Origin of the sequence: Methylophilus luteus, assembly GCF_042676265.1 — a bacterium.
GTDB classification, from domain to species: Bacteria; Pseudomonadota; Gammaproteobacteria; order Burkholderiales; family Methylophilaceae; genus Methylophilus; species Methylophilus luteus.
The window spans coordinates 945,130-960,637 of the sequence record NZ_JBHTKB010000001.1; the positions used below are offsets into that span (position 1 = coordinate 945,130).

The 15,508-nt window shown below is 51.6% G+C and carries 16 protein-coding genes; 7 read left to right on the forward strand and 9 right to left on the reverse strand.

What is annotated here, in order from left to right; all coding sequences use genetic code 11:
• Positions 1–154: 154 nt before the first annotated feature.
• Both tpx (ACFQ1Z_RS04255) and tpx (ACFQ1Z_RS04260) read left to right on the forward strand, forming a co-directional pair.
• Positions 155–670 (forward strand): thiol peroxidase, encoded by a 516-nt coding sequence (tpx, locus tag ACFQ1Z_RS04255; protein ID WP_379055899.1) that lies wholly within the window; start codon positions 155–157, stop codon positions 668–670.
• Positions 671–773: 103 nt separating this feature from the next.
• Positions 774–1,274 carry a thiol peroxidase gene (gene tpx, locus ACFQ1Z_RS04260; protein WP_379055900.1) on the forward strand — a complete coding sequence of 167 codons (501 nt, stop codon included), beginning with the start codon at positions 774–776 and terminating at the stop codon, positions 1,272–1,274.
• Positions 1,275–1,405: 131 nt separating this feature from the next.
• Here the strand turns inward: tpx (ACFQ1Z_RS04260) and fabF are convergent, their stop codons facing one another.
• The 8 genes from fabF to ACFQ1Z_RS04300 all read right to left on the reverse strand — a co-directional run bounded on the left by fabF (position 1,406) and on the right by ACFQ1Z_RS04300 (position 7,855).
• On the reverse strand, positions 1,406–2,638 hold the full coding sequence (fabF, locus tag ACFQ1Z_RS04265) for a beta-ketoacyl-ACP synthase II (RefSeq protein WP_379055901.1): 1,233 nt from the start codon (positions 2,636–2,638) through the stop codon (positions 1,406–1,408).
• A gap of 51 nt (positions 2,639–2,689) precedes the next feature.
• The gene (acpP, locus tag ACFQ1Z_RS04270) at positions 2,690–2,926 is read right to left on the reverse strand and encodes an acyl carrier protein (protein ID WP_379055902.1); all 237 of its coding nucleotides are present in this window, start codon (positions 2,924–2,926) and stop codon (positions 2,690–2,692) included.
• A 119-nt stretch (positions 2,927–3,045) separates the two neighbouring features.
• Positions 3,046–3,786: a 3-oxoacyl-ACP reductase FabG gene (gene fabG / locus ACFQ1Z_RS04275; protein WP_379055903.1), complete on the reverse strand. Its 741-nt coding sequence runs from the start codon at positions 3,784–3,786 to the stop codon at positions 3,046–3,048.
• A 32-nt stretch (positions 3,787–3,818) separates the two neighbouring features.
• Complete coding sequence (gene fabD / locus ACFQ1Z_RS04280; RefSeq protein WP_379055904.1) at positions 3,819–4,742, reverse strand: ACP S-malonyltransferase; 924 nt, start codon at positions 4,740–4,742, stop codon at positions 3,819–3,821.
• Positions 4,743–4,801: 59 nt separating this feature from the next.
• On the reverse strand, positions 4,802–5,743 hold the full coding sequence (locus tag ACFQ1Z_RS04285) for a beta-ketoacyl-ACP synthase III (protein ID WP_379055905.1): 942 nt from the start codon (positions 5,741–5,743) through the stop codon (positions 4,802–4,804).
• A gap of 59 nt (positions 5,744–5,802) precedes the next feature.
• Entirely contained in the window at positions 5,803–6,858 is a 1,056-nt protein-coding gene (gene plsX, locus ACFQ1Z_RS04290) for a phosphate acyltransferase PlsX (protein WP_379055906.1), read from the reverse strand.
• Positions 6,859–6,986: 128 nt separating this feature from the next.
• Positions 6,987–7,166, reverse strand: a complete 180-nt coding sequence (gene rpmF / locus ACFQ1Z_RS04295; protein ID WP_018985326.1) for a 50S ribosomal protein L32 — start codon at positions 7,164–7,166, stop codon at positions 6,987–6,989.
• 176 nt (positions 7,167–7,342) lie between these two features.
• Entirely contained in the window at positions 7,343–7,855 is a 513-nt protein-coding gene (locus ACFQ1Z_RS04300) for a YceD family protein (RefSeq protein WP_379055907.1), read from the reverse strand.
• 331 nt (positions 7,856–8,186) lie between these two features.
• Here ACFQ1Z_RS04300 and ACFQ1Z_RS04305 point away from each other — a divergent pair, with 331 nt between their 5' ends.
• The 5 genes from ACFQ1Z_RS04305 to ACFQ1Z_RS04325 all read left to right on the forward strand — a co-directional run bounded on the left by ACFQ1Z_RS04305 (position 8,187) and on the right by ACFQ1Z_RS04325 (position 14,545).
• Positions 8,187–9,605: an acetyl-CoA carboxylase biotin carboxylase subunit gene (locus ACFQ1Z_RS04305; RefSeq protein ID WP_379055908.1), complete on the forward strand. Its 1,419-nt coding sequence runs from the start codon at positions 8,187–8,189 to the stop codon at positions 9,603–9,605.
• Between the two features lie 39 nt (positions 9,606–9,644).
• Positions 9,645–11,495: a sodium-extruding oxaloacetate decarboxylase subunit alpha gene (gene oadA / locus ACFQ1Z_RS04310; RefSeq protein WP_379055909.1), complete on the forward strand. Its 1,851-nt coding sequence runs from the start codon at positions 9,645–9,647 to the stop codon at positions 11,493–11,495.
• 66 nt (positions 11,496–11,561) lie between these two features.
• Entirely contained in the window at positions 11,562–12,167 is a 606-nt protein-coding gene (locus ACFQ1Z_RS04315; protein WP_379055911.1) for a Maf family nucleotide pyrophosphatase, read from the forward strand.
• Positions 12,168–12,267: 100 nt separating this feature from the next.
• Complete coding sequence (locus ACFQ1Z_RS04320; protein ID WP_379055912.1) at positions 12,268–13,707, forward strand: DUF4139 domain-containing protein; 1,440 nt, start codon at positions 12,268–12,270, stop codon at positions 13,705–13,707.
• A gap of 121 nt (positions 13,708–13,828) precedes the next feature.
• Entirely contained in the window at positions 13,829–14,545 is a 717-nt protein-coding gene (locus ACFQ1Z_RS04325) for an SAM-dependent methyltransferase (protein ID WP_379055914.1), read from the forward strand.
• A gap of 92 nt (positions 14,546–14,637) precedes the next feature.
• On the opposite strand, the gene ACFQ1Z_RS04330 is transcribed toward ACFQ1Z_RS04325, so the two are convergent.
• Positions 14,638–15,402: a class I SAM-dependent methyltransferase gene (locus ACFQ1Z_RS04330; protein WP_379055915.1), complete on the reverse strand. Its 765-nt coding sequence runs from the start codon at positions 15,400–15,402 to the stop codon at positions 14,638–14,640.
• Between the last annotated feature and the right edge of the window lie 106 nt (positions 15,403–15,508).

Genomic DNA, 15,508 nt, shown 5'->3' on the forward strand with positions numbered 1-15,508 from the left:
TTTTGTGATGCCTGCACATGCAAATAATCTGGTTGACAGCGATAAAATGACGGTGAGAACAAGCGATCAACTGCGCTCTTAACAGTTGCAAAAAGCACTTAAGCTGGCTGGCAATATGCACTATGATGTCAGGCTTATTGATAATTGAGCGCTCATGATTATGTCCCACGCCATTTCACTGCTTGATGAACCGATACTCGTGGAAGACAACTTACCGCGTGTGGGCGAAGTGCTGCCTTTTTTCCAGCTGGTGAATCACTCGCTGGAAGATATCACACTGGAATCTTTCCAAGGCAAACGCAAGATACTGCATTTTTTCCCCGGCATAGACACGCCGGCCAGCGCCGATAGTGTACGCCGGCTGGATGCACTGGCTGAGACCTTGCCTAACATCGCCATCCTGAATATATCCCCTGACCTGCCGTTCACCATGTCACGCTTCTGTGAAACCGAGCAACTGCGGCATAGCACCAACCTCTCCACCCTGCGTGGCCGCGACATGATTAAAAATTATGGCGTGCTGATCATGTCCAGTAAACTGGCAGGATTACCGGCGCGTGCGCTGATGGTGGCTGACGAGAATGACAAGGTCTTGCATGTGGAATTAGTGGAAGACCTGACCAGCGAACCAGACTTTGCAGCCGCACTTAAGTCACTCACCGGTCACTAAAGCATCACTTATTCACCAATTAACTTAAATTTACAAGTTGATTGCCGACCAGCTAAGCGCTATAGTAGCTACCTTTACCATTTAACCAGTCTTGGAGAACAATATGGCAAGCGTAACGCTTAAAGGCAACCCGGTCGCTGTTGGCGGAAAATTCTTAACAGTAGGTGATACAGCGCCTGACTTTCAACTGGCGGATGCCAAACGTACACTGGTAGGCCTGGATGCCTACGCTGGCAAACGTAAAGTGCTCAACATTTTCCCAAGCATAGACACTCCGACCTGCGCGACTTCTGTACGCACTTTCAATAAAGAAGCCAGCAAAGCCAGCAACACTGCAGTATTGTGTATCTCTGCAGATCTGCCATTTGCGCAAAGCCGTTTCTGCGGCGCTGAAGGCCTGGATAATGTAGTGACCTTGTCTACTTTCCGCGACACAGCTAAATTTGCCAATGATTACGGTGTATTCATCACCGACAGCAGCCTGGCCGGTTTAACCGCACGTGCCGTGGTAGTGCTGGATGAAAACAATAAAGTCCTGCACAGCGAACTGGTCAGCGAAATCGCCAATGAGCCTAACTACCAGGCTGCCCTGGCTGTTCTGTAAACCTGAATAGCTTGTAGCTGCAATAGAATCAGCTATCGTGCTGATTCAAATAATAAACCAGTTTTCAGGCTGGTTTAGAATAATAAAAAAGCCAGCTTACGCTGGCTTTTTTATTGTTTGCTGGCAACAACTTAAACTCGTTTGAACAACAAGCTGCCGTTAGTGCCACCGAAACCGAAGTTATTCTTCAGGGCGTATTCGATCTTCAGATCACGTGCGGTGTTAGCGCAGTAATCCAGGTCACATTCCGGGTCCTGATTGAATATATTGATGGTCGGTGGTGATACCTGGTGATAGATGGACAACACGGTAAACACCGACTCCAGCCCACCGGCACCGCCTAATAAGTGACCAGTCATCGATTTGGTTGAGTTAACCACCAGATTATAGGCATGGTCACCAAAAGTCGCCTTGATCGCATTGCTTTCGTTGGCATCACCCAGAGGCGTAGAAGTACCGTGTGCGTTCATAAACTGCACCTGGTCAGGGTTGACCCCTGCATTTTTCAATGCATTGACCATGGAACGGCGCGGGCCGTCCATGTTAGGCGCCGTCATATGATAAGCATCGGCACTGCGGCCATAGCCTGACAGTTCAGCATAAATACGCGCACCCCTGGCTTTGGCATGCTCGTATTCTTCCAGCACCAATACGCCAGCACCTTCACCAATAACGAAGCCGTCGCGGTCTTTATCCCAGGGTCGACTTGCCGTTGCCGGATCATCGTTGCGGCCAGATAAGGCGCGCGCAGAGGCAAAGCCACCTACGCTCAGCTCAGTGATCGCCGCTTCGGCGCCACCGGCGACCATGACATCGGCGTCGCCATACTCTATCATGCGCGCAGCTTCGCCTATGCTATGGGTGCCGGTCGTACACGCGGTAACGATAGCGATATTCGGCCCTTTCAGACCCAACATGATAGACAGGTTGCCGGAGATCATATTAATGATGGTCCCGGGAATAAAGAAAGGCGAGATCTTGCGTGGACCACCATCGTCATAACTGTCGTTAGTGGATTCGATCAAGCCCAAACCGCCTATGCCAGAGCCTATGGCGACACCAATGCGTTCGGCATTAGCCTCTGTCACTTCCAGGCCGGAATCACGGAAAGCTTCCAGACCTGCTGCCAGACCATATTGGATAAACGTATCCATACGGCGCGCATCTTTAGCTGGAATATAGTCTTCGGCGTTAAAGCCTTTGACTTCACCGGCTATTTGCGAGGCAAACGGGCTGGGATCGAATTTGCTTATGCGGGTAATGCCTGATTGACCAGCGATAAGATTGTTCCAGGCGTTCTGGTAGCCAATCCCAACTGGAGACACCACGCCTAAGCCGGTTACTACTACTCTGCGTTTGGTCATAATAGAAATCAGCCCTCTTGCGAGGGCTGATTAAAGAATTAATTCAAAGAATTACTTAAGGTTAGCAGTGACGTAGTCAATTGCTTGCTGAACGGTGGTGATTTTTTCTGCTTCTTCATCAGGAATCTCACAATCGAATTCTTCTTCCAAAGCCATGACCAATTCTACCGTGTCCAGAGAATCTGCACCCAGATCATCCACGAAGGATGAAGTGTTTTTAACGTCAGCTTCGTTTGCACCTAATTGTTCACAAACGATTTTCTTTACGCGTTGTTCGATGTCGGACATCTAAAATACCCCTTATTGATAAGTGTCTTGTTCAGTAAACCGGTATTCTAGCAAATCTTGCCCAGAATACCAAAAAACTATTGTAAAAATGAGCAGGCAGATGCACTTGCCTACTCCAGCTATGCGCTATACATGCCACCATTCACATGTATGGTCTCGCCAGTGATGTAAGCCGCCGCTGGCGATGCCAGAAAAGCCACCGTGGCTGCGATCTCATAGACTTGGCCCAGGCGACCTACCGCAATGCGTTCCAGCATTTTGGTTTTGATCTCTTCCGGCAGTTCGGCCGTCATATCAGTTTCTATGAATCCAGGCGCGACACAGTTGACAGTGATGTTACGGCTACCCACCTCTTGCGCCAGCGACTTGGTAAAACCAGACATGCCAGCCTTGGCAGCGGCATAATTGGTCTGACCGGCATTGCCCATGTGGCCCACCACGCTGGAAATATTGATGATGCGGCCCTGACGGGCTTTCATCATCGGCCGCAATACGGCCTGGCTCATGCGGAACACGGATTTCAGGTTGGTGTTCAGTACCGCATCCCAATCGTCGTCCTTCATGCGCATCAGTAAAGTATCTTTGGTGATACCGGCGTTATTCACCAATATAGTTACGTCACCGTATAGTTCTGCGATCTTCTTCAGCACCTGCTCTATCTGCTCGGGCTGGGTCACATCCAGTGCCATACCCACGCCATTCACACCTGCTGCCTTCAGCGAGGTGGTGATCGCATCTGCGCCGCTGGCAGAAGTGGCGGTACCGATCACGATCGCGCCCTGCTTGCCCAGCTCCTGGGCGATGGCAGCACCAATGCCGCGGCTGGCACCAGTGACCAACACTACTTGTTGAGTTAGCATCATCTCTCCTTTATTCACACCGTATTTTATTATTATTGGTTTACAAAAGCCTGTATGGCTTCTTCATTGATCAGCGCCACGCAACTCACTTCTGCCACAATGCGCTTGGCTAAACCAGCCAGCACCTTGCCTGGCCCACATTCTGCACTGACCAACACCTGCTGCGTCGCTAGTAACTGCACTGTTTCAACCCAGCGTACCGGGTTATAAAGCTGGCGTACCAATGCATCTTTTATCTGGGCTGCGTCACTATAAGATGCGACATCCGCATTGTGCAACACCCGCACTGCGGGCGCTTGCACAGTGACATTCTGCAAATAATCACGTAATTTTTCGGCGGCTGGTTTCATTAGATCGCAATGCGAAGGCACGCTGACCGGCAATGGTAGTGCACGTTTGGCACCTTTGGCTTTGGCCAGTTCCATACCGCGCTCTACCGCCGCTTTTTCTCCGGCGATCACTACCTGGCCCGGCGAGTTGAAGTTGACTGCCTGCACCACCTGGCCTTGTGCCGCTTCGCTGCAGACTGCACGTACAGTGTCGTCATCCAGACCCAGAATAGCAGCCATCGCCCCTAGACCTTCCGGTACCGCTTGTTGCATGACTTCGGCGCGGAATTTCACCAAGGGCAAGGCGTCGGCAAAACTCAGCGCGCCAGCAGCCACTAGTGCGGTGTACTCACCTAGGCTATGGCCTGCCATGGCTGAAGGCTGCTTGCCACCCAGGCTTTGATAGACGCGCCAGGTAGCGATACCGGCAGTCAGCATGATAGGCTGGGTATTCTGCGTCAGGTTGATCGCATCATTCGGCTCGGTGGCCATCTGCCAGAAATCCACTCCCAGCACGCTGGAAGCTTCTTCAAATGTTTGTTTGACGATAGCGTGGGATTCGAGACCTTGCATCATGCCCACAGATTGTGAACCCTGGCCAGGAAAGAAAAAAGCAAATGTAGACATAGGCGTTTTAAATCAGTAATTAATCAAGTTTTGAGTTGTGCAGACACGGCAAGTGCGTGTTAAAACTTTACCAGCGCAGAGCCCCAGGTAAACCCACCGCCAAACGCTTCCATCAGTAATATGTGTCCGCGCTGGATACGTCCATCCCTGACGGCGGTGTCCAGTGCCAAGGGAATTGAAGCGGCTGAGGTGTTGCCATGTGTATCTACGGTGACTATCACTTTATCCATGGACATCTCCAGCTTTTTGGCGGTCGCTTGCAGGATACGGATATTGGCTTGGTGCGGCACCAGCCAGTCGATATCGGATTTCTGCATATCATTGGCCTGCAGCGTTTCGTCTACGATCTGGTCCAGCGTATTCACGGCGATCTTGAATACCGTATTGCCTTCCATCACCACGGTATCCGGGCCATCCGGATTGCGTGGTACGTGCAAATGGTTCTCGTAATTGCCGTCGGCATGGATATGGGTAGACAGCACGCCGGGCTGGTCGCTGGTCTGCAGAATGACAGCGCCTGCGCCATCGCCCCACAAGATACAGTTGCTACGGTCGGTGTAATCACAGATGCGGGTAAAAGTATCGGCACCTATCACCAACACATTTTTATGCTGCCCGGAGCGCATAAACTGGTTGGCGGTGGCCAGCGCATAGATGAAGCCGCTACAGACGGCCTGTACATCAAAGGCCGGACAGCCGGCAATGCCAAGTTTGCGCTGCACCATGGTGGCGACACTGGGAAAGAGTTTATCTGGTGTGGTAGTGGCGACTATGATCAGATCGATGTCCTGCGCCTGTATGCCTGCCGCTGCGATCGCATTGAGGGCTGCCTTGGTCGCCAGGTCACTGGTCAGTTCATCGGTGACCTTATGGCGCTGCTTGATACCGGTGCGGGAAAATATCCACTCGTCAGTGGTATCGACCATTTTTTCCAAATCCAGGTTGGTCAATATATTGGGCGGCAGATAGCTGCCAGTCCCTGCAATACGTGTGTGAATCATGGGTGCGATTATGCCTTAAATGGAAAAAAACGCCTAACAGAACAATGGCTGCGAGCCCATCAGGACTCTTCTTCTGCCGTGGCGAGATGCTCGATCTCGAGCTGGGTCTGGATACGCTTGAGAACGCCGCTTTGCGCCTCTTCCATGGCCACGTGTATCGCATGGTAAAAACCTACGCTATCTGCGCCACCATGGCTTTTAACCACGATACCACGCAAGCCGAGAAAGCTGGCGCCATTATAAAGGCGCGGGTCTACCCGTTTTTTAAATGCCTTCAATACCGGGAAAGCGCCCAGCGCCATCAATTTGGTCAGCCAGTTGCGCTTGAATTCCTGGGTCAGGAACTTGCCCATCATGTGCGCCAGGCCTTCAGTGGTTTTAAGCGAGACATTGCCGACAAAGCCATCGCAGACCACTACATCAGTGGTGCCTTTGAAAATATCATCGCCTTCCACGTTGCCATAAAAATTCAGGTGGCTGCCGCGCAACAGTTCAGCGGCCTGTTTTGCCACCTCATTACCTTTGATATCTTCGGAACCGATATTGAGTAAGCCTATGGTGGGGTTAGCTTTATTGTTGACACAACTCACCACCATGGCACCCATGATCGCAAACTGGTACAGGTGTTCGGCGGTGCAATCGGCATTGGCGCCCAGGTCCAGCATAAAAGTACTGCCGTTCTCTGAAGGCAAGGTAGAGGCGATCGCCGGCCTATCTATGCCTGGCAGGGTTTTGAGCACAAAACGTGCTGTGGCCATCAGGGCGCCAGTATTACCGGCACTGACACAGGCTTGCGCTTCACCGGTTTTCACCATATTGATCGCCACCCGCATAGAAGAATCTTTTTTGTTCTTCATCGCGCTTTGCGGCGATTCGTTCATCAGCACCACTTCGCTGGCATGGTGCACGCGCAGGCGCGGGTTAGGCGTCACATGCAGCACTTTCAGCTCGGCCTCTATGGCGTCCTGCAGGCCGACCAGAATAATATTGAGATATGGGTTTTCGTTGAGGATACGAACTGCCGCAGGCACAGTCACATGTGGACCGTGATCTCCGCCCATGGCATCTATCGCAATGACAACTTCCTGAGATTGCCCGTGTTGACCAGTAGTCATGTTATTTCCCATGTTCACTTAAACACATGTGCTGCACTGCGCTAAAACCGCAGGCATACGCCAGATACACAAACGCCGCGCATTTTGTGCGCGGCGCAGTTTGAAACTTTATAACTTTGTGCCAGCGATTACTCGCCTTTTGCAGGCATCACTTTACGGCCACGATAAAAACCGTTCGGGCTCACGTGATGACGCAAATGCACTTCACCTGTGGTTGGCTCGATAGCCAAAGGTGGGTTTGTCAAAAAATCGTGGGAACGGTGCATACCACGTTTGGACGGTGTCTTTTTGTTTTGCTGAACTGCCATTTTAAATTACTCCAAAATTAACCGCCGCAATTTATCAATGGGCAGTTTAAAAACTAGAATTGCTACCTAATCCAGCATTATAAAATATTCCAGAGACAACTGCAAACAAATCCTGCAACTGTCGCTTTTCATTGGCTTTTTATGCAAATACAGGCAGCAACACAGCATGCAATCGTCTATTTTTCCAGCTTGAGGTTTTTAAGCGCTGCAAAAGGGTTGGGCTTCTCGCCCGCCGTATTCTGCAACGGTGCACACGCTTGTTCATGCATCACCGCAATAGGTAAAGCCATCAGCAGCTCATCTTCGACCAGTGATTCAAAGGTCGATTCTGCGTCAGACTCCAGCCAGTCCACATCCTCATCTTCAAGCAGAGCTTCAGGTGGCTCATCACAGATGGCAAATTCAAATTGCACATCCATGGCCTGCGGCATAGCGGCAAAACAGCGCTGGCAAACCAGCGGCAGGTCGGTTTGCACCGCCAACGCCAGCATGGGCAGCTGCGTGTCGCCAAAATAACGTGCTGGCAGACCCTGCAACTGATAAGCCACCGACACCCCGGCCAAGGCCTGGTCGTCACTGACGCCCAGCTCGCGCAAAGCCTCCTGCAGTCGTGGCAAAGCTGCTATCTGCAGCACCCCTTCAGTCTTTTTTTGCTGCCTGGCTAACTCCAGATAACGCGCATTCGACAAAAAAATCTCCTTCTGTTTACTTGCTATTTAATATAGCAAACTATGCAGTCATTGACGAATCCTTATATAGCACCCCATAGCCGCTGATCACTTCATAATGTATAAGCCGCAGTTTTTTGTTATAATAACGTCGCTTCACGCAGTGCTCTTTTCGAGGGTACAACCATGGTGCGGTTTGTATTATCGGCCAGCCTGTCCGGCGGTCTAGATAATATTCAACCACCACCAAACTAGCCAAAACATTGTAGATACAGGCATTTAAAAACCTTATAAAACAATGTGCTTAATAAAAACTCTGTCCTTTTTTTCTTGCTTTATTTAAGGGTAATGTGTGTTTAAGAAAATTTTAGTCGCGAATCGCGGTGAAATTGCGGTGCGCATTGTGCGCGCATGTTCGGAAATGGGCATTAAATCTGTCGCCATCTATTCCGACGCCGATCGCCATGCATTGCATGTCAAAAAAGCTGACGAGGCCTACAACATCGGCTCTGACCCGGTGGCAGGTTACCTGAATGCACATAATATTGTGAATATTGCCGTCGCCGCCGGCTGTGACGCGCTTCACCCTGGTTACGGCTTTCTCTCTGAAAACCCGCAACTGGCAGAGGTCTGTGCCCGCCGCGGCATCAAGTTCATCGGCCCAGAAGCGCATGTGATCCGCCAGATGGGTGACAAGATCCAGGCGCGTAATGCCATGATAGACGCCGGAATCCCTTGCGTTCCAGGTAGCGATGGCAATCTGGAATCCCTGGATGCGGCGATCGCACTGGCCAAGAAGATCGGTTACCCCATCATGCTCAAAGCCACTAACGGTGGCGGTGGCCGTGGTATCCGCCGTTGCGATAGTGAAAAAGACTTGCTGAGCAATTATGACCGCGTGATCTCCGAAGCCAGCAAGGCGTTCGGCAAGCCGGAAGTGTTTCTGGAAAAATGTGTGGTGCATCCGCGCCATATCGAAGTACAGATACTGGCTGACTCGCAAGGCAATGTGATCCACCTGTTTGAGCGCGATTGCTCTATCCAGCGCCGTAACCAGAAGCTGATCGAGATCGCGCCTTCACCACAGTTGTCACAGGCACAACGCGATTATATCGGTGGCCTGGGGGTGAAAGCAGCAAAAGCGGTAGGCTATGAAAATGCCGGTACGGTCGAGTTCCTGCTTGATTCAGACAACAATTTTTATTTCATGGAAATGAACACCCGCCTGCAGGTGGAACATACCGTGACCGAAACCATCACCGGTGTCGATATCGTGCAACAGCAGATACGCGTCGCCGCCGGCCTGCCATTGCAATACAAGCAAAGCGAGATCGCTTTCCGTGGCTTTGCCATGGAGTACCGTATCAATGCGGAAGATCCGCAAAAAGACTTCCTGCCCAGCTTTGGCAAGATCACCCGCTACTACGCACCAGGCGGACCTGGCGTGCGTATGGATGCAGCGATCTACAGCGGTTATGTGATCCCGCCCTATTACGACTCCATGTGCGCCAAACTCACGGTATGGGCACTGGACTGGGAAGGCGTGATCGAACGTGGCCGCCGTGCGCTGAACGACATGGTGGTATATGGCGTCAAAACCACGATCCCTTACTACCTGCAGATCATGTTACACCCGGATTTCCGTTCGGCTAACTTCAATACCAGCTTTGTGGAACAACACCCGGAGCTGACTGAATATGACGTAGGATTACCGAAAGAACTGATGGCCGCAGCGATTGCAGCCGCAATTGCAGCCCATGAAGGCATTTGATTAACCGTATCGCAGTATATTAATTAGATCGACAAGATTATGAGCAAAATACACGTCACCGAACTCGTTTTAAGAGATGGCCACCAATCCCTGATCGCTACGCGCATGCGTACCGATGACATGCTGCCTATCGCCGGCAAGCTGGATGATATTGGTTTCTGGTCTCTTGAAGCCTGGGGCGGGGCCACTTTTGACGCCTGCGTGCGCTTTCTGAAAGAAGACCCATGGGAGCGCCTGAGCAAACTGCGCAAGGCTTTGCCTAATACGCCTATCAATATGTTGCTGCGCGGCCAGAACTTGCTCGGCTACCGCCACTATTCAGATGATGTGGTGCATGCGTTTGTCAAACAGGCGGCTGATACCGGTGTTGATGTGTTCCGTATCTTTGATGCGATGAACGACATCCGCAACCTGAAAACAGCGATCGAAGCTGTTAAATCGGTGAAAAAACACGCGATAGGCACCCTTTCATTCACCACCAGCCCGGTGCATGACGTGGCTTATTTCGTCAACATGGCCAAAGAGCTTGAGGCGCTGGGCTGCGACAGCATAGGCGTAAAAGACATGGCGGGTCTGTTGACCCCTACCCTGGCTGGCGAACTGGTCAGGGAGCTGAAAGCAGCAGTGAGCCTGCCTATCCATATGCATAGCCATGCCACCTCTGGTTTAGCCAGCATGGTGATGCTGAAGAGCGTTGAGAACGGCGTAGATATCATAGACACCTGCAACTCGTCTTTCTCGGAAGGTGCCAGCCACCCGACCACAGAGAGCCTGGTAGCAGCCTTGCAAGGCACTGAGTACGACACTGGCCTTGATTTAGGCAAACTGCAGGAGATCACTGCCTACTTTAAAGATGTACGCAAAAAATACTGGCAGTTCGAGAGTGAATTCACCGGCGTGGATACCCGCGTCCTGGTCAACCAGGTACCAGGCGGCATGATCTCCAACCTGTCCAACCAGTTGAAAGAACAAGGTGCGCTCAACCGCATGGATGAAGTGCTGGCCGAGATCCCTCGCGTGCGTGAAGACCTGGGCTTTCCTCCGTTGGTGACACCGACCTCGCAGATCGTTGGTACACAGGCAGTATTGAATGTACTGACTGGTGGCCGCTACAAATCCATCACCAACGAAGTGAAAAATTACCTGTTAGGCCAATATGGTAAATCTCCAGCGCCGGTCAATGCCGAAGTACGCCAAAAAGCAGTTGGCAATGCAGAAGTGATCACCTGCCGCCCTGCTGACCTGTTGCAACCTGAAATGACCAAGTTGCAAGGTGAAGCCGAACGCTTTGCCAACAACGAAAAAGATGTGCTGACCTATGCCATGTTCCCGGACATAGGCCAGACTTTCCTGCAAGAGCGTAATGCCGGCTCACTGCAACCTGAGCAATTACTGAGCAAAGAAGCCGTGACCCAGCAGACAGCGGCTGCGCGCTATGCTCCAAATGAATTCAATATCACGCTGCACGGTGAAACCTACCATATCAAACTGACTGGTAGCGGCCATGCCGGCGAAGAGCGCCGTCCTTACTATGTGAAAGTAGATGGTATCTCTGAAGAAGTGTTTGTTGAAACACTGAGCGAGATGGAGATCAGTGATGGCGGCAGCTCCAACGGTGGCAAGAAAAAAGCCGCAGCCGTGGCTTCCAGCGGCCGTCCCCGCCCTACCCACCCGGGTTGTGTGACAACCGCCATGCCAGGCACCATAGTGACGGTCAAAGTCAGCGTTGGCGATAAAGTCAACGCCGGTGATGGCGTGCTGGTGATAGAAGCGATGAAAATGGAAAACGAGATACAGGCCAGCAAAGCAGGCACTGTGGTCGCGATCCACGTCGCCAAAGGCGATAGCGTGACACCGGATGAAACACTGATAGAGATTCAGCCGGATTAATCTTGCAACAGCCGTAAACAGCAATGCTAAAATCCCCGGATCGTTATCCGGGGATTTTTTTATCCTATGTCTGCATCCACGCCGCCCATTATTCTTGCCTCATCCTCACGTTACCGGCGCGAAGTGCTGGAAAAACTGCATCTGCCTTTTAGCTGCATCTCGCCTGACATTGATGAGACACCATTAGTGAATGAAAGCCCGGAGCAGACCTCATTGCGGCTATCTGAAAGCAAAGCGCGAAAAGTGGCAGAGCGTTACCCGCAAGCCCTGATCATAGGCTGCGATCAGGTAGCGACAGTGGATGGCTTGCAGATAGGCAAACCCGGCAATCACGAAAATGCGGTTAAACAACTCACCATACTCAGCGGCAAAGAAGTGGTTTTTCATAGTGCTATAGCTTTGTATGACAGCGCCAGCCAGCACATGCAATCGACTAGCGTGCCGTATCACGTTAAATTCAAGACACTGACGCCGCTGCAGATAGAAACCTATTTGCAGCTAGAACAACCTTACGACTGTGCCGGCAGCGCCAAATCTGAAGGCATGGGCATAGCGCTGCTGGATTATATGCGTGGTGACGACCCCAATGCATTGATAGGCTTGCCGCTGATCGCATTGGTCAACATGCTGCAGCACGCTGGTATCAATGTCTTATCCCTGCCACGTACATAGCCTATGTCAGGCTTGTTGCAAGCGGCTGTTAACTTTTGAACGGCTGCCGCGTTTACACAGTCACATGCTTACAAGTACACACAACAACGAGAGGACATTCATGCGACTCAGCTCCCTGCTACTGTTATCACTGGGCAGTTTTTCATTAGGCAATGCTTCATTGGCCCTGGCAGAAACAGCTACCATCAGCCCGCAATCAGACCAAACCGGTGTCGCCGTCACCATTTACAACGAAGATCTGGCCCTGGTTAAAGATAGCCGCAAGCTCAAATTAAACAGTGGCTTATCCGCCTTGTCATTCCGTGATGTCAGCGCCCAGATCAAACCAGAAACCGCGCTGCTGCGCAGCCTGCTGCCAAATACCAGCTTGCAGGTGCTGGAACAGAACTTTGATTTTGACCTGCTCAGCCCGCAGACCCTGTTAGAGAAGTTTGTCGGTCAGCAAGTCAGCGTGATCAAAACCAACCCGACCACCGGCGCCGAGACCGAAGAAAGCGCGACTGTGCTCTCGGCTCAGAACGGCATAGTGCTTAAGATAGGCAACCGTATCGAAACCGGCTTTCCTGGCCGTATCGCCTACCCTAACGTGCCCGGCCAATTGCGTGACCGTCCTACCCTCACCACACAAGTGCAATACAAAGGTGCTGAACAATCCAGTCTGGAGTTAAGTTACCTGACCGGCGGCCTGAACTGGAAAGCCGATTACGTGGCCGAACTCAGCAGCAAGGAAGACAGCATAGACCTCTCCGGCTGGGTCACCCTCAACAATACCAGCGGCACTTCTTACCCTAACGCCAGGGTGCAATTGGTGGCAGGTGACGTTAACCGCGTGCGCGAAGCGATACGCCCTAAAACCATGATGATGCGCTCAGAAGCCATGGCCGCCGATGCACCTATGCCCAGCGAGCAAGGCTTGCTGGAATACCATCTCTACACCCTGCCCAGAGCAACCACCATCGCCGAGAACCAGACCAAACAAGTGGCCCTGCTGACGGCGCAACATATCCCGGCACGTAAAGAGCTGGTGTTGACCGGTGCTGATTACTACTTCCAGGGCCAGTACCGCGCGGTAGAGAAAAAACAGAAGGTTCAGGTTTATGTAGAGTTTGAAAACAAGGAAAGCAGCAAGCTGGGCATCCCTTTACCCAAAGGCACCATGCGCGTTTACAAGAAGGATAACGATGGCACCGCGCAATTTGTCGGTGAAGACCAGATAGACCACACCGCTAAAAACGACAGCGTAAGGCTCAAACTGGGCAATGCGTTTGATGTGACCGCAGACCGCGTGCAGACTGATTTCAAAAACCTGACTAAAGAAAAGCAGACTGCGCTATATGAAAGCGCTTATGCCATCACCCTGCACAACGCCAAAAAAGAGCCAGTCACAGTCACCGTGAAAGAGCCTATCAACGGCGACTGGAAGATCCTCAATGCCTCACAAGCGCACGAAAAAACTTCAGCGCATGAGGCGACCTGGAAGATCAATGTACCAGCCGAGAGTGACGTCACCCTCAAATACAGGGTGCAGGTGAAATACTAGACAGTCATCACCACGCCATCACTGCGTGAGTGAGGTCTTTTAAAAAGCATTCCCTAAGCGGAATGCTTTTTTTATGCCTGGCATGGGATAATCCGGTTTTTGCAATCCTCCAGATACCCTTATGGCTACCGGTACTTTATATTTCATTCCTGTCCCTCTTGCAGAAGGCACCACTCCGCAACAAGTGCTGCCGGCAGAAGTGGTGCAACGCATGCATAGCCTGCGCCACTTTATTGTCGAGAACGAAAAAACAGCCCGCCAGTTTTTAGCCGCCAGCGGCCACCCGGTAGCGATACGCGAACTGACATTCGCGCTGCTGACTAAAGACACCCAGCCCAAAGACTTGCCCGCGCTACTGCAACCATTGCAAAAAGGCATGGATGTGGGCCTGATGAGCGAAGCCGGCTGCCCTGGCATTGCCGACCCCGGCGCCGCGCTGGCTGCGGTGGCGCATCAGAAAAACATACGCGTGGCGCCACTCATAGGCCCCAGCAGTTTGTTGCTGGCTTTAATGGCTAGCGGCCTGAATGGCCAGCGTTTTACTTTTCTGGGGTATTTGCCCAGTGACAAAGCTGAACGCATCAAGGCTATTAAAGGCATAGAGTTTGACTCTAAAAAACAGCAAGCCACGCAGCTGTTTATCGAGACCCCCTACCGTAACCAGCATATGCTGGAAGACCTGATAGCCAACCTGCAACCGCAGACACGGCTATGTGTGGCCTGCAATATCACGGCACAGGATGAGTTGATCGTGACCAAGACTGCAGCTGAATGGAAAAAAACGCCGCTGCCGGATGTACATAAAAAACCGGCTGTTTTCCTGCTGCTTTCAAGTTAGAAATACAGATAAACAAAAAGCCCCGCATTTAACGGGGCTTTTTTTAAGTATGGTGTCGCTTAGCTCTTCAATGGCTGACTCGTAGACTACGCTTAAGCTTTACTAGCTATATTTATCTTGCGGCAAACAAGCAGCACCTCATCCACTCCTTCGGCATCTATCATTCCAGCGACAAGGGTTAGCTTTTTCTGGAAACGCACACCCATCGGCATGAATACATTGTTATACCACCACAGTGCGCGTTCACGCCTATGGGTGAGAAACCACATGCCCAGATCAAGCAGGCGTGACGATTTCGGCTGCATACCGTAAACAGCACTTTGCTCGATTTCAAACCCATATTTGGCAAGCTTGGCGACCAGCGATTGTGGTTCGTAGCGGCGACAGTGCCCGACAAACTCGTCAAAGGCTGTCCACTGCGATGGATGCAGAGGTACCGAGAGCAGCAATGTCGCACCGGGTGCAGCCACACGCGAAAGCTCGGATAAAGCGCCATCATCGTCATCGACATGCTCAACAATATCGAAAGCGCATACCAGGTCGAATATACCATCCTCAAACGGCAGCGCCGAAACCAGGCCCTGCATCGCATTTGCACCATGCGCTTGCAGCTTGGCAACTGCGGGTGCGCTGATGTCCACGAAATGTGTGCCCTCAATAGGTAATCGCGGTCTTAAGCCCGGAGCGATTTCAAGACGAGTTTGCGGTTGGGAGATCAAGGATGAAACTAACGGCCAGGTATTGAAGCGCTCAGGGCTAACCAGGCGCGCATCCGTCCATAGCGGGTCGTAGAATTGCCGGTTTGCTTCAATGAGTTCGAGGTCGTTACTGACAGTGGATGCTGCTGTATTTTTCATGCAGGCATACTAACAGCAGATTTGAAATAGCAGGAAAAAACATGCATCGACAATAGCTACGAGTCGCCAAATGCTTGCTTGCAATCTTCGTTTGTCTTTTCTAGCT

Excerpts from the sequence above, each read along its gene's own strand:
- tpx (WP_379055899.1), top strand. The coding sequence starts at position 155 with ATGATTATGTCCCACGCCATTTCACTGCTTGATGAACCGATACTCGTG.
- tpx (WP_379055900.1), top strand. The coding sequence starts at position 774 with ATGGCAAGCGTAACGCTTAAAGGCAACCCGGTCGCTGTTGGCGGAAAA.
- fabF (WP_379055901.1), bottom strand. The coding sequence starts at position 2,638 with ATGACCAAACGCAGAGTAGTAGTAACCGGCTTAGGCGTGGTGTCTCCA.
- acpP (WP_379055902.1), bottom strand. The coding sequence starts at position 2,926 with ATGTCCGACATCGAACAACGCGTAAAGAAAATCGTTTGTGAACAATTA.
- fabG (WP_379055903.1), bottom strand. The coding sequence starts at position 3,786 with ATGCTAACTCAACAAGTAGTGTTGGTCACTGGTGCCAGCCGCGGCATT.
- fabD (WP_379055904.1), bottom strand. The coding sequence starts at position 4,742 with ATGTCTACATTTGCTTTTTTCTTTCCTGGCCAGGGTTCACAATCTGTG.
- ACFQ1Z_RS04285 (WP_379055905.1), bottom strand. The coding sequence starts at position 5,743 with ATGATTCACACACGTATTGCAGGGACTGGCAGCTATCTGCCGCCCAAT.
- plsX (WP_379055906.1), bottom strand. The coding sequence starts at position 6,858 with ATGACTACTGGTCAACACGGGCAATCTCAGGAAGTTGTCATTGCGATA.
- rpmF (WP_018985326.1), bottom strand. The coding sequence starts at position 7,166 with ATGGCAGTTCAGCAAAACAAAAAGACACCGTCCAAACGTGGTATGCAC.
- oadA (WP_379055909.1), top strand. The coding sequence starts at position 9,645 with ATGAGCAAAATACACGTCACCGAACTCGTTTTAAGAGATGGCCACCAA.
- ACFQ1Z_RS04315 (WP_379055911.1), top strand. The coding sequence starts at position 11,562 with ATGTCTGCATCCACGCCGCCCATTATTCTTGCCTCATCCTCACGTTAC.
- ACFQ1Z_RS04320 (WP_379055912.1), top strand. The coding sequence starts at position 12,268 with ATGCGACTCAGCTCCCTGCTACTGTTATCACTGGGCAGTTTTTCATTA.
- ACFQ1Z_RS04325 (WP_379055914.1), top strand. The coding sequence starts at position 13,829 with ATGGCTACCGGTACTTTATATTTCATTCCTGTCCCTCTTGCAGAAGGC.
- ACFQ1Z_RS04330 (WP_379055915.1), bottom strand. The coding sequence starts at position 15,402 with ATGAAAAATACAGCAGCATCCACTGTCAGTAACGACCTCGAACTCATT.